Here is a 14,672-nt window from a genome sequence, read left to right as displayed (position 1 = left end):
TTTCGCTGTCGTGGTTTTGAGGGTGGAGGACTGATGGCGCGTCAGCGGGTTCATGCGGTGGTGCTGGACGCGGAGCAGCGGGTGAGGTTGAAGCAGGTCATCGGGTCGGGTAGGAGTTCGGCGCGGTCGATCGCTCGGGCGCGGATCCTGCTGGCGTTGGACGAGTCCAGCGGGGTCGTGCCGGTGCGGGCGCAGATCGCCGAGAAGTTCGACGCCTCAGGTGATCTGGTCCGGTCCGTCGCCGAAGCGTTCATGGCCTGCCAGGATGTCGATCTGGCGATCGGGCGGAAGAAGCGGCTCACGCCGCCGGTGGAGCCGAAGGTCACCGGGGACGTCGAGGCGCGGGTGACAGCGTTGGCGTGCTCGGCCCCGCCCGAGGGTTACTCGCGGTGGTCGTTGCGGCTGTTGGAGAAGCACGTCGCGCTGCTGGACGACGTGCCGGGCCTGGACCATTCCACGATCGGGCGGGTGCTCAAAAGGGGGCGCTCAAGCCGCACCTGAAGGCGTGCTGGACCATCCCGCCGCACGCCAACGGCGAGTTCGTCGCCGCGATGGAAGACGTCCTGGACGTCTACGCCCGCCCGAACGACGAGCGTTTCCCGGTGGTCTGCATGGACGAGAAGCCGTACCAGCTACTGGGCGAGGTCCGCGACCCGCTGCCCGCCGCCCCGGGCAAACCGGCACGGCACGACAACGAATACGTGCGGCAGGGCACCTGCGCGATCTTCGTGTTCACCCAGCCCTTGGCCGGATGGCGACGCGTGCAGGCCCTGCCACAACGCACCCGCGTGGACTGGGCCCGCCAGGTCCGCCGGCTCCTCGACGTCGACTTCCCCGACGCCGCACAGGTCGTGCTGGTGATGGACAACCTGAACACCCACTCGATCGGGTCACTCTACGAAGCCTTCGACCCCAAGACGGCACACGCCCTGGCCCGGCGCCTGCAGATCCACCACACACCCAAGCACGGCTCATGGCTCAACGTCGCCGAGATCGAGCTGTCCCGCCTGACCCGCCAATGCCTCGACCGGCGCCTGGCCGATCTCGACACCCTCAACGCCGAGCTGACGGCCTGGCAGAACGCCACGAACAACGACCATCGGCAGGTCGACTGGCACTTCACCACCAACGACGCCCGAACCCGACTCCGCCACCTGTACCCAGCCAATTAGAAGCGACGGTCTACTATGGACGCTGCATACGAGGCGGAATCCAGCGATCTTCCGGTTCATCGGCGACTCGTCCGGGTGACGCACGGTGGCCGAGCGGCGGTCTCGTGCCGCGACACGTCCAGTCTCCGGGGCCGATGGGCCGATGGGAGATCGAGTCATCTGGATTAGGGTTGTCGTCTGGCGGGCGCAAGGAGGGGTCCAGTTGAGCTCCGACGACGACATCGACGATCTGGTCCATTACCTGTGCGTCGCGCCGCAAACCGCTCGGTACGGCCCGTATCGAGTTGATCCGGCCGATGGCCGGTGGCCGCGGGGCCTCGATCTCATTGTTGGCCGGCTGCGCCGGTATCGCCTTATCGACGGCGAGGGTAAGACCGTCGAACTGCATGTCTATGTCGGACTGGGTGAGATCGGCGGTCTGTTGTGGGAGCAGGAGGTCCGGGTGCTGCTCCGGCTTGGCTCGTCGGGCCAGCAGGGCCTGCCGCTGGTACTGGACGGCGGTTACGAAGACGCGGCCACTACGGCCAAGGCGAGTTCAGCTGTCGGTGGCGTCGCTCTGGTGGCTACCCGCGGCGCGGATCATTCGCTGGCCGACGACGGCGCTGCCACTGAGATGCGGTCCAAGCCCCTGATGGCCGTCAAGCAGTTCCTGCAGCTGTGCGAGGCGCTCGCCGAGATCCACGACATGGGCGGCATGCACCGTAATCTGGTCCCGGCCGCCATCCTCGCCGATCTGTCCGCGGACACGCCGGCGCTGTGGATCGGGCGCTTCGAGATGAGCGCGCTGCTGGGTAACCTGCTGCGTCGGACGGTCGACTCGGAGGTGTCCACGGCCGAGTTGCGGGCGCTGTTCCTTAGTGACCCGGCCGCGCCGGACGACCGCGTGCTCGTTTGTCAGCCGTTCGAGCGGATGAGGTTCCTCTTTCCGGAGGAGGTGCCGGAGCCGCTTCTCGAGTCGCCGGAGGCCGATGTTTACAGCTTGGCCGCGACGGTATGGGACTGGTTCTGCGAACCGGAGGTGCTGACCGCGCAGCCGTTGCCCGAGTCGCCGGTCGAGCGGCACCGGGAGCTGCACGGCCGGATGGTCGCCGCGCTCGGGCCGGCCGGTGGGGTGCCGGCCCGGCTTGCGACGACCCTGTCCTCGATGCTCGACCCGGTGGCCCGTAACCGGCCGACGATCGCGCAGGTCTGCCGGCTTCTCGTTGCCGACCTGGACGCGATCCGACTGATTCTCGCCGCGGACGAGCGGACCAGGCCGTACCTGGTGGTCGACATCCCTCGCGAGGCCGCGCCGACGCTGATCGGCTGGGGTCTGATCAAGCACGGCGCGGACACGCCCGAGGGCCTGGAGGAACTGTCCGCCTTCATGACGTACGACCTGACGAACGTACGGGTGGCGCTCTCGCCGCGGGGCGCGGAGGCGTTCGTGCGGTCCGGCGAGAACGCGCAGGACAAGATGCGGTCGCGTACGGTGCTACTCGGTCGCAACTGCGCCTGGTTCTGCCAGTACTACCAGCGCAAGACCTGGGGCAAACCGGGTCAGCCCCTGGAGACAGCGCTGATCATCAAGTACGTCGCCCAGCGTGAGCACCCGGGCAACCGCCGTGCCTTCGAGGACCTGGTCCGCAACTCCCCGCTGCTGGATGTGCCCGCCGTCGACGTGGTCAGCATGAACGTCGCCGCCTCGGTGATGGATCAGTCGCTCGTCGAGCGGCCGTCCTGGAAGGAGTTTCTGGACCAGCTCGGCTCGATGTCACCAGAGTCGGCCCAGGATCTGCAGTACGGCAGCGCCCTGGACTGGCTCCTGGCGTACCAGGGTGCGGAACTCAGCGCCCGCACGTACGGCTTCACCCGTACCGAGAACTCCACCGGGCAGGTGGTGATCGAGTGGGACCAGGAGCGGGAGCGCCGCATTCATAACGCCGATGCGCTGCTTACCAAGTTCAGCGACTCACCGTGGCTACGCCCTGCACTGGGTGACTTCTTCCGCAGCCTCGACGACGAGAGCGGCGAGTCCAAGGTGGAGATCCTCAAGGACCTGAACGGGCGCCCGGTGACCGACGTGACCCGCCGGTCGGTGTGGATCGTGGACACCCAGCGGGTCGGTATCGACCGGTTGTGGCTGCGCCGCGACCAGGGCAGCGAGCCGATCCCGGAGCGGGGCTGGATACGGCCGTTGTCCGACACCGGCACCCGGACAGCACTGCACCGGCAGGTCGCGGCTCGGTCCGACCTGATGCGGACCCGGGGCCTACTCGCGCAGCTGCGCAAGCCGTGGTCGATCCGTACCCTGCCCAACCGCTGGACCAGGGCGATGGCTGAGCTGAAGGACACACTGAAGAGCGAGGAAAGCCGCAAGGTGGTCGGCGACATGCTTACTTACCGGCCGTTCTTCGCCATCCAGGGGCCACCGGGCACCGGTAAGACCACGCTGGTCAGTGAGGCGGTGAACGCCTATCTGCGCGAGGAGGCGACCTCCCGCGTACTGATCTCGGCGCAGTCCGGTTTCGCGCTAGACAACCTTGCACAGCGGGTGTTGCAGCGGCTCGGCGAGATCGACGCCGACGGGGAGCCGACGAATGCCATGGAGTTCATCGCACTGCGCGTGACGTCGCACAGCGGTACGCCGCCGAACCCGCAGATCATGCCTTGGACCCGTGACGAGCTGGCCGAACGCACCGCGGAACGGATCCGGAAACGGGTCGACGAGGTGCTTGCCGACTGCAGTCCGGAGCAGTCCAGCATCCTGTCGGTGTGGCGCCGGCTGCTCGACCCGGTCAGCGGCGAGAACATCCTGCCTGAGCTCGGCGATCGGGTCGAGCGGGCCGCCGACCTGGTCTTCGCCACCTGCGTCACGGCGACCGCCGAGACGGTCACGCCGGGCGGCACCCGGAGCCGCTTCGACTGGGTGATCGTCGAGGAGGCGGCAAAGGCGTGGCCGACCGAACTCGCCATGCCGCTGGCCGCCGGCACCGCCTGGACGCTGATCGGCGACCACAAGCAGCTCGGCGCGCACCGGCGCAGCGACTTCGAACGGTTCCTGGCCGACTGCGCCAACGACCCGTCGCCCGAGCTAGCCGCCCTGGCCGACAACAGCGAGCTGTACCTGGACACGTTCGACACGTTCCGCCGCCTGTTCGACGCGCTGAAGGACGACTCGCTGACCCAGGCCGCCCGGGAGCGGCTTCCGCTGCGGGAACTCACCCACCAATTCCGGATGCGCGACCCGATAGCGCAGATCGTCAGCCGGGTCTTTTATCCGTCGTCGAAGGAACTCGAGCCGGACGGGTTGCCGCGCGGGCAGTTGCGCACCGGACGGGAGGTGCCGCACGCGCCGGTGCAAGGTCCGCCGGATCTGGTCGGGCAGTCGGTGGTTTGGCTCGACACGCGGGATGTGCCCGACTGCGCCGACGAGGGCCACTGGTTCAACCAGGGCGAGGCGCGCATCATCGCCAAGCTGGTCGAGCGGCTCCAGCCGGAACCTGAGCCCCGGCGGCACGGGTACAGCAGCGAGCCACTGGCAATCCTCTCGCCGTACCGGCAGCAGGCCCAGCTGCTCAAGCAGTATGGCCTTGTGCGTGACTTCGTCTCGACGATCCATGCGTTCCAGGGGCGCGAGGCCGATATCGTCATGGTCTCGCTGGTCCGGCAGCGCCGACACGGTCCCGCCGGTCACGCGTGGAGCAGCCTGGGTCACCTCACCCAGCGAAACCTGATCAATGTAATGACCTCCCGGGCCCGCAAGCTCCTGATCATCGTGGGCAGCTTCGACCACTTCGCGAACGTCGACGCGGAGACCACGATGCCGGCCGGGCCGGACGAGGAGGACCGGCCGTTCTGGGGGCGGCTGTGCACCGCCGTACAGCTTTACGGCCAGGTGTTATCGGCTGCGGAGGTGATCGACGGATGAACGGGTCGCACGTCTGGGTGCCGTGTGAGGTCGGTTCGGTACGTGTCCGGCTGGGGTTCGGCGACACCCTCTCGCCGTTGGAAAGCACCGCGCTGCAGGTGATCGGCACGGCCGAGCAGATTGACGACGGCCAAGTGGTGGGCGTCCGAATGCTCGCCGGCATGCTCGGTCTGAGTGACCGGCTCACCCTCGATCTGGTGCACGATCTGTGGCGCGCCGGGCATCTCGTGGTCGACTTCGGCTCCGGCCGGATCGCGCTCAGCGACCAGGTGCGCGACCTGTGGCGGACCGGCAAGCTGGCGACGCTGGCCGGCGTCGAGTCGGAGGAACGCCATCTCGACCTGATGACCGACCGGCTGACCGGGTACGTCATGCCCGCCTACGGGCGGATGGCGCCGGGTGACCGACAGTTCGCTGTGCGCTGTCTCGGTGACGACTGGACGTTCGCCGCCGCCACGCAGGCCGATCTGCACCGTGCCGTGCGTACCTGGTTGCGCCGCAACGACTCCCCGGCTGCGGACGGCGCCGACCGGGCAGGCGGACCGGCCGGCCCGCGGATGTCGGCGCGGGAGCGCCGGATCCTGTCGATCCGCAGCGGTTCCCAGGACCGCCGGCTCAGCGGCCGGGACCTGTGGATCCGGCTGGAGGTCGCCGTCGGACGCAACTCGACCGGCGATGACCTGGTGATCACCGTGGTTGAGTCGAGGCTGCCCGCCGACCGCCGGGAAGCCGCCTCGGCGCGCCTGACCCAACTCGCCCGCGACTACCCACAGGAGCAGGTATTCGTACGGCTGGCGGCGGAGGCCGAGGACCGGCTGGTCGATCCGCCGCCGCTCGGTGATCTCATCAACAGGCTCGCAGACAAGGCCGCGGCGAGCGCCGCAGTGCCAGCCGGGCGGCGCCGGGACGAGAACAACGCGCTGGTCGCCGACGCGAAGCGGGTTGCGGGCATGTTGACCAACCGGTTCGCGCGCGAGGCGCGGGTCACAGCGATGGTCGGGCCGGACGCGAACGAAGCCGAGGTTATCCGGCTCATCCAGCAGGCGAAACGTCAGTTGATCATCGTCTCGCCGTGGATCAAGTACGACGCACTGCAGCGGATGCTTCCGGACCTGCGGACCGCGGTCGGCCAGGGTGTCCAGGTGGTAATGGTCTGGGGGATCTCGCATCGGTCGACGTTGCCGAAGAACGTGGAGAATGCCCTGGACAGCCTGACCCGGCAGTCCCGGGGCAATCCGATGCTGCGACCGCAGATGTCGGCGCGGACGCATGCCAAGCTGGTGATCGCCGACGGTCGCGAAGCGTTCGTCTCCTCGTACAACGTCCTGTCCGCGGACCGGTCGCGGGTGGAGATCGGGCTCAGCATCCGGGCCGCCGACCGCCAGCACGCCGACGCGGTGCACGACCTGCTCACCTGGGTCCGGATTAACCTGCCCGGCCCGATGAGCCGCAGCGTCCTGGCCGACCTGGACCGGTTCGAATGGACGGGCGCGGAAGGGGAAGCGGACTCGTTCCCGGAGTTCCCGGCCGGACCCAGCGAGGAGCCGGAGATGACCACGGCCACCCGGCTGTGGACGCAGCGCTGGGTCGCGCACGCCGAGGAACTGCGCCAGCGCCACGTCTCCCGGTCGCTCCCGTCGGTCCGGCTCGTCGAGGACGGCGCCCACCGTGAGCTGCTGTGGAGCTCCGCCCTGCGGGCCGCGAAACGGCGCATCGTGATCACGTCCGGGAACGTCGCCGACGAGGTGGTGAACAGCCGGCTGTTGGACGCGCTGCGCAGCCGGCTGGACGCCGGTGTCGCGATCACCGTCGGCTTCGACGATCGCGGCGGGAACGCCGAGCAGCGGGTTGAGGCGACGGCCGGGCTGACCGAGCTAGCCACCAGCTACCGCGGGCTGTTCACGCTGTCCACCCGCACCGGGCACGCCAAGGTGCTGATCTGGGACGACGACGTGGTGGTGGGCAGCTTCAACTACCTGTCCAACAGCGGCTACGGGCCGCTCGGCGGCCGGCACCTGCAGAGCACCGAGCTGGGCCTGCGGGTCACCGACCCGGCTCTCGCCGACTCGCTCGCCGCGGTCTGCGGGGAGCCGCCTGAGGTGACCACGGCGGTCAGCGGTGCCCAGGCCACCGCCTCGTCCGGCGCAGGCCGATCGGCCGGCGATCCCGTCGCGCTCGCGGCTGCGGCGCGCCTGCTGCACCGGACCGCCGAGGGCGAACGCCTGGACACAGTCCTGCGCGCCGAGCTGCTGGACGCCGACGATCCCTGGTCGGTGCTGGCCGAGCTGGACGACGATCCGCTACGCCGGCCCGCGACGGCGTTCTGCCTGGCGCATCGCACGGCGGACGCCGAGCCGGAAGTGATCGCTCGGTCCCGGCACTGGCTCACCGCAGATCTGTGGGCGGCCGGCCAGTTCGTCGAGGCCGCGATCGTTTGCGCCGGTCCGGCCGGCCCGGAGGCCCCTTCACCGGCGATCGCCGCGGCGATCGCCACACGTGGCTTCCCCGGCGGCAACGAAGCCCTCCTTGACGCCACCGGGCAGGCGCCGACGCCCGATGAGAAGGCGGCGATCCTCGTCGCGGTCGTCGGCCGCCTTGTGCTGCGCGGCGACGACGACACCATGCTCGTCGCCGACGATCTGCAGGACGAGGCCGGTGGCGGCTGGGCGGATCTGGCCGCCCAGGCCACCGAACTGGCCACATCCACGATCGGGGTGTCCCTGCCCGAGCTGATGCGGGCGGTGGCGCTGGACCGCGAGCGGTCGGTGCTGTTGGCTGAGCGCTGGGAACATCTGGCGACCGCCGTGGTCGAGGCGCAACCGAACCCGCTGAAGATCGACGGGGCCACCAAGACGCACGCCGCGTTGTTCAAGGCCACCGGGGTGTTCGGCGCCATGGACGACGGCGTACGGCGTCGCGACCTGGCTGCGATCCGCCGCCTGACCATGCAGAAGTTCCCGGCCAAGCACCGCCCAGAGGAAGCCGCCGGGCTCCTGGTGGACACCACGTGGCGGCAGGTCGCGCCGCGCAACGATCTGCTGACCGGCCGTCCACGCGCCAAGTACGTCAAGCGGCTCGGCGCGGTGATCGGCGCCGCACGGCGGTTGCTCGAACTGGACGGCGAAGGCGGCGAACCGGCCGCCGCACCGGCTGGCGAGCTGGCGGCAGCGGCCCGGGCTTTCGTCGCGGCCTACGAGCGGCTCCGCCCGGCGCTGACCGGCGAGCAGGCCGGTCTCGGTCCCATCGCCACACCGGTTGCCGCGGCGGTCTGCGCGGAGCTGGACGAGCTGGTCAGCGGCCGTGCCGCGGAGCCGGCCGACGCGCGCGGGCCGGTGGACTTCCCGGCCGCCCTGCGCCAGTGGCCCGGCCGATGGCAGTACCCGCGTTTCGCGCTCGCTCTTCAGGCGGGCGGCGACCGCCAGGTGGATCTGGGTGCTGCCCTGTTCGGCGACCTGGTCGAGCCGCTCCCGATCGGCCAGGCCGCCGCTGCCCTGATCGAGAGCGGGCAGTTCAGCGCCTTCGAGCGGCTGCGCGACGAGGCAGCGATCACGCCGGCCGAGCTACGCGTGCTGGCGGAGCGTTTGGCCGACGCCCGAGCTCGCCTCACTGAACAGGTCCGGTACGACAGCGCGGCCCTGGCCCGGCGCGCCCGGCGGGTGGGCGAGCACCTCGACATCGACCCGATTCTGCTGTCCGAGCTGGCCGTCAGCAGCCGGACCGAGGCCGAGGCCTATCTCGCCGACCGCCGCAAGCGGGTGCAGGAGGTCGAGGAGGCAAAGGAGGACGAGCTGACCGCCGCCGTCGTCGCGAAGCTCGCCAGCCTACCTGGTGCGCCCGAGCTGTCGGCGGCCACCGCAGTCGAGACGTGGCACGTCTCCGTGCTCGACTGCATCAAGCGGCGGGAGTTCGAGGCAGCCGAGGCGTTGCTGACTCGCGATCCGACCGAGCCGCCGCCACCGCACCCGTCCACCAGCCCGCGCATCCGCGATCGGTGGCCGTTCCGGGTCGCCCCGCTTGAACACATTATATCTTGGTATTTCGTCCGAAACCATGATGTACCCCGAGGGCTGGAGACCTGGTACCCGCCGACCGGCGACACCGCGGCCTGGGAGCTGCTCCAGTCGATTCAGGACCTCGCCCGAGGCTGGCAGGAAGAAAGTGCCGTTTCGCTGGCCCGGGCGGCGCAGCGGCTGATCGGAGTCGACCACTCGTCGTACCCGTTGGCTGCGGTCGAGGGTGGGTTCCGGACCCGGATATGTGTGCCGGACCACGATCTGCGGCTGCCCGAGATGCCGTTGTTCGGCCGGGCTGGACTGGACTGCTGGATCGGGCTCACCGGCAACCCGCCGCCGACGGACATCACCGGCCCGGTCGTCTGGTTCGTCGTCGGGTTCGGCAGCCCGGAGCCCGCCCGCGCTCAGGTCGCAGTAATCGACGTGCCGTTCCTGCTGAGGTGGATCGCGCCGCAATCGGGCGGCGTGGCCGTGCCTAGCATGGCCCGCCGGATCAACCTGCTGGCCCGGATCTGCGCCCAGCTCAACGCGACGACCCTGCTCGACGGCACGCACACGCACATCACCGAGACCGAGTCGGCATGGCTGCTGCATCTGCTCGGCGCCGTTCCGGACGGGGTCACGGCCGAGGCGATCTACCACGACTCAGGTGGCCGGCCGGAAGTGCTCGGCCCGTTGCTGGACGCCGTGCTCACCCCGGCCGTGCCCGGATCCCCGCGCCACCAGCGGCTCGAACAGTCGGACCTCGATCGCGCCCGGGGGCACGACGACTGGCGCGGCGCCGCCCGGGACGGGCTGCTCGAACCGCTAGCGCACGACCTGCCCGCGCTGATGGTTCTGCGGGTGGCCGCAGCCTTCGACGACAACGAGTTCGACGCCGACAGCCTCGGCCTGGGCATCGAGACAGCCGGCGACGATCGGCACGCCGAGCATGTGCTCCGCCACACCGACCTCGGCATGGCCATCGCGCGGCTGACCCGCGCCGAGCTGTTCCGGCCTGCGCCGGCGGGCCGGTATGCGCTCCCAGGCAACGGCCTGCGCGAGTTGCTGGCGGTGGAGAGCCCGCACCATCAGCCGCTGGAGCTGGCCCGGTACGCCATCGAGCAGGAGTACCGCCGGCAACGCGATGCGACCGCACGGATGCGCGCCGAGATCAGCGAGCGGGTCGTCCAGCTCATCGGGCACACCGTGGAGAACCGGCACGCCGTCGTGAACAGTGCCCTGCGCCGTTCCGACGTCGGCCTCGCCTCGGCGGTGCTATCCCGGATCGGCTCGATCTCCGCCATGTATCAGGAGGCGACTGAGCCGAACGGCCCGGTATCGGTCCTGGAGAAAGTGAAGACCTGTCTGGAGAAGGTGGAGTTCGAGGACCCCAAGGTGCGCGGCACCCTGACCCCGGACGAGGAGGATCACCCGGAGATCCTGGTCGACGCCAACGCCTGGATCCTCAGCCAGGTGTTCCTCAACATCTTCGACAACGCCCGGATTGCCCACGAACGGACCAGCCGCGAGTTCGGCAAAATCGAGGTCACAGTCGCTCTGAACGGCACCACGTGCGTGATCGACGTGGCCGACGACGGGGTAGGTCTGTCCGGTGCGGACGCCGAGAAGATCCGCTCCGGCGAGCGGTTCAGCACCTGGGGTGGCCGGGGCACCGGGATCACCGCCGCCCGCAAGTGGCTGGAGGAGTACGGCGGGACCCTGGACCTGCTCGACGACGCTGGCGAGCTTCGCGGGGCACGGTTCCGCATCGGGTTGCCGGTGTTGCCCGCCGCCGGTTGAGTCTCAGTCGACCCGCCAGCGCCGGCAGAAGGTCCGGACCCGGTCGGTGAGCTCGTCGACCGGTCGCGCCTCGACCGCCGGTAGGAGGTTCTGGTACTCGCGATCGCAGTCCCGGCGGCGAGACGCACCGGGACTTCCCGGCGGGGCCTGCTCGGTGTCCCGGCGCACGTCACGGTAGGCCGTCTGCAGCCAGGACCGGGCCCGGGTGCGCACCGCCCTGTCCGAGGTGCCGATGAGCTGCTCCAAAACGTCGTCCAGGGCCTCGAGCCAGTCCGGCTGGCGTTTGTTCACCACGTCGATGATCCGGTACTCGGCCATCAGGTCCGTAACCTGGCGGGTGGTGCCCTGCCGGATGTTCGCCGTGACGACGGCCACCGGGACCTCGGTGTGCCGCCGCAAATACTTGACGATCTCCATGCCGCGGTTGTCGTCGTCGCCGCCCTTAAGATGCAGATCGACAAGCGCGCCGTCGATCCGGGCCAGATCCTGCGGGCGGTCACGCAGATTCCGCCACGCCTCGATGTCCTTGATCGGCTCGACATCGTGGTTCGGTTCGAGCTGCCCGCAGATCTCCCTGCGTACGTCGGGGTCGTCGTCGACGACCAGAATGCGTTTGCGCTCCCGCCCGTACCGGGCGCGCAGTTGGTCGGCGAGGCTGTCGCCCGGGAAGGCGGCGATGAACCCGATCACCGCGTCCCGGAGCGCGGTGTCCGGCTGCGCCACGCCGAGGACCCGCGACACCAGGTCCAGCCGGGCCTGCTCGATGCGCTCGAACACGGTGGCGGTGAGGCCCGGCCGGCGTACCGGCCCGCGCCAGAGCCTGAGTGAGTCCTCGAGGGACAAGTCGGTGGCAGGCGGGCGGAGGAACTGCCAGGCATCTACCCACACGTGATCGGCATTGAGCAGATAGCTTTCAGCCCGGTGCGGGCCCCGCGTCTCGATCGGGATGCCTGGGTCGCGCAGTGCGCTGACGTGCTGAACGAACGCGTTCTGAGCAGGCCGGTGCTGGGTGCCGGAGATCTCGCGCCGGTCGCGTAGCTGGGCCGGTGAGAGCGGCCCGTCGGCCAGCGCCAGCGACACCAGGACGTCAGTCCGGCGGTCAGAGAACCTGATCGGCTCCGCACCGTCATGCTGCACGACGACATCGCCCAACACCCAAATCTTCCACAAGCCGCCCGGCACCGGTGTCACACCGTTCACCCTACCCATCCCGGCGGCCTCACCAGCACGGATGCATCGACGATGTACGAACGGTCCACAATCGCCGTACCGGCGGCGGAATCACATCGGGAAATACATCAACACGCGGCTGCCCGTTCATCCATCCGCGGGGATTGTCGGTGGCAGACCCCGGTGCTCCGGGACCACGGTCGGGAATCCGGCCAAGCCGACGAGGAGTATGCCCCGTGAACAGCAACGTCCGACTGCAGCGCGACCGCGGGTTCCGGCAGAACAGCGTGTTCGTGATCATGCCGTACGGCAAGAGGGAGGTCCGCACCGCCCAGGGCGACCCCGAGATCATTGACTTCGATGCCCTGTACCACGACGTTCTCGTCCCGGTGATCGAGAGCGTCGGGCTGGTGGCCACCCGGGCCGACTCCCTCTACGAGGGCGATACCGTCCTGGAGAACGTCTGGAACGGGCTCCAGGAGGGCCAGTTGGTGATCGTGGACCTCAGCGGCTCCAACCGCAACGTGATGCTCGAGTTCGGCTGGGCCTACCTGCTCAACAAGAAGATCATCCCGCTCACGCAGAGCGCCGACGACGTGCCCTCCGACCTCCCCGGCCTGCGCTACATCAGCTACGGCACGCACTTCTCCTCGATCGACCGGATGAAGACCGAGCTGCTCAACCGGCTGGAGGCGCTTCGGCACGAGCCGCCGGCGGAGCTGACGCTGGTGCCGATGGCGACGGCCACCATCCGGCCGGTCCCGGCCCGAGTGGTGAGCGTCAGCCGCGAGCACGTGGTGGTGGAGGCGGAGAAGGGCCAGTTCGGTGTGCTCGGCGCCGCCGACGTCGACTACACCCGGATCATGACCGACATGGCGCGCCGCTTCCACGTCGGCGAGGTCATCGACGGGGCATTCGAGACCACCGACGGCTACACCCGCTACACGATGCTGGCCGGGCAGACCAACCCCTGGCGGGAGTTCACCCAGGAGTTCGCCGAGGGTGACGTCGTGACCGGCAAAGTGGTGAACGTGATGGACGGGGTCGGCGCGTTCGTCCGGGTCGGCCACGGCCTCAACGGGCTTGTGCCGTCCGGCGCGCTGCGGGACCTGCCGCCGGTGCAGATCGGTACCGAAATCACCGTGGGCATCACCCGGCTGAACGTCCCGAACCGGCAGATCCAGCTCGCCCCGGCGGGCGCCCGGCCGGCCGGGCGCCCGCCGGCCGGTAAACCGGTGCCGGAGCGGCCGAAAGCGGGTGACCGCTTCGACGCGGAGATCATCCGCGCGGAGGCCGAGCGGGACGGTCGAGGCGGGTACGCCCTGGTGCGGCTCCCCGGCTACGAGCGCCCGGCCATGCTGCACTGCACGCAGATGTCGGCCGAGGTGCGCGCCGACCTCAACCGCGGTCAGCTGGAGATCGGCGAGTTGCTGATGACCGAGGTGATCAAGGTGGCGGACAACGGCAAGGTGTTCCTCCGTGACCTCGAGACCGAGCCGCCGAAGGGGGACTGACCTGGGCCGGGAACCCGAGGGGCCGCGTGCGTGCGCGGCCCCTCGGTCGTCAGACCGCGATCCACTGCGGGCATGACACAGGACAGCGAGCGCCTGCGGTGTCATGCCGAGACCCATATCTTCTATCTTCGGCGAAGATGCCACGAGCCCGTTGTCGTGCAACGCGGCCAGCCACCGGAAACCCTCCTCCCTCCCGGTACGGGCGCAACTCGGCGTTTACCTCGGTGGGCACCGGCTGGTCGAGGGCCACGCCCGAGGCGGTCAGCGCGGCCACCGTGCGCTGCCCAATCCGCGGCCTGACCGACCAAATCGCCCAATGCTGAGATCAGGCGGCCGGTTCGTCACGTGCAGTCTTTGAACGCCGTCACCAGGCCATCGACGGTGAGCGCCCAGCCCACCGGACCGATTCGGTCTTGCCCTGCAATCTCGTGATCAACGCCTCGTACGAAATCGCCTAGCCCAGCGGTCGATAGAGCTGGACGCAGCCAGCCAGGGCATTGATCCGTTGCCCGTAGGACCACGAACCATCTTTCACCTTGCGGGCGTAGGTTCCGAAGCTCACACGGCAAGAATAGGCGCCGCGACCATCGATTTATTCGCGCCGACGAGCACCACCGGACTCCCGCCGTGCCCGTAGCGTCCGTCGCCGACGTCGCAGGGGTCGACGGTCTAAAACCTGTGGCTCGCGGGCATGTCCGAAGCGATCATGGCAGCGTGAAGCAGTACCGAAGCCTTGGTGATCCACTCGGCGGTGCCGACGTCGCACCCATCGATCTGTTCTCGGCCAAGGAGAAGCAGTACGAAGCCAGGCTCGACGAGTTGGCCGCTATGGTCGAGGCCCGAGGTGGACGGGTGGTGGCCCGGTTTATCCAGCGCCGGGGCGCCTCAGACCGCTGGAAGCAGCGCCCGGGCGGGTCGCTGCGAATGTCGCAGCCCTTCTCCCGCCGTACGCTGCTGACACATGGCAAGGTTCGCGAGATCGCCCAGGCGCGCCGAGAGGCGGAGATCGACGCCGCAGTATTCGTGAACACCCTGACACATCGCCAGCGGAGCGTCCTGTCCAAGACCCTCGGGTGCCTCATCTCGAGCGGCGAAGACCTGGTGTGATCAT

General features: G+C 69.2%; 7 protein-coding genes. 6 read left to right on the top strand and 1 reads right to left on the bottom strand.

Annotated elements, in window-relative coordinates; genetic code table 11:
- Window positions 1–33 precede the first annotated feature (33 nt).
- The 4 genes from OP04_RS04015 (at window position 34) to OP04_RS04000 (ending at window position 10,877) form a co-directional block, all read left to right on the top strand.
- Complete coding sequence (locus OP04_RS04015; protein ID WP_033337913.1) at window positions 34–501, top strand: helix-turn-helix domain-containing protein; 468 nt, start codon at window positions 34–36, stop codon at window positions 499–501.
- Entirely contained in the window at window positions 390–1,172 is a 783-nt protein-coding gene (locus tag OP04_RS04010; RefSeq protein WP_157239222.1) for an IS630 family transposase, read from the top strand. The genes OP04_RS04015 and OP04_RS04010 overlap by 112 nt, the downstream gene beginning before the upstream one ends.
- 202 nt (window positions 1,173–1,374) lie before the next feature.
- Window positions 1,375–5,082 (top strand): AAA domain-containing protein, encoded by a 3,708-nt coding sequence (locus tag OP04_RS04005; RefSeq protein WP_033337912.1) that lies wholly within the window; start codon window positions 1,375–1,377, stop codon window positions 5,080–5,082.
- The gene (locus OP04_RS04000) at window positions 5,079–10,877 is read left to right on the top strand and encodes an ATP-binding protein (RefSeq protein WP_033337911.1); all 5,799 of its coding nucleotides are present in this window, start codon (window positions 5,079–5,081) and stop codon (window positions 10,875–10,877) included. The genes OP04_RS04005 and OP04_RS04000 overlap by 4 nt, the downstream gene beginning before the upstream one ends.
- Window positions 10,878–10,880: 3 nt before the next feature.
- Here OP04_RS04000 and OP04_RS03995 read toward each other — a convergent pair whose 3' ends face one another.
- Complete coding sequence (locus OP04_RS03995; protein WP_157239220.1) at window positions 10,881–12,068, bottom strand: response regulator; 1,188 nt, start codon at window positions 12,066–12,068, stop codon at window positions 10,881–10,883.
- Window positions 12,069–12,283: 215 nt separating this feature from the next.
- On the opposite strand from OP04_RS03995, the gene OP04_RS49135 reads away from it, so the two are divergent.
- A complete protein-coding gene (locus tag OP04_RS49135; protein ID WP_051797035.1) occupies window positions 12,284–13,561 on the top strand; it encodes a S1 RNA-binding domain-containing protein in 1,278 nt (425 codons plus the stop codon).
- Between the two features lie 714 nt (window positions 13,562–14,275).
- Entirely contained in the window at window positions 14,276–14,668 is a 393-nt protein-coding gene (locus OP04_RS03985) for an HflX-like GTP-binding protein (protein WP_198153683.1), read from the top strand.
- The last annotated feature ends 4 nt before the right edge of the window (window positions 14,669–14,672 follow it).

Source organism: Catenuloplanes japonicus (genome assembly GCF_000717135.1).
Classification (GTDB): domain Bacteria; phylum Actinomycetota; class Actinomycetes; order Mycobacteriales; family Micromonosporaceae; genus Catenuloplanes; species Catenuloplanes japonicus.
This window is presented reverse-complemented; position numbering and strand designations above follow the sequence as displayed.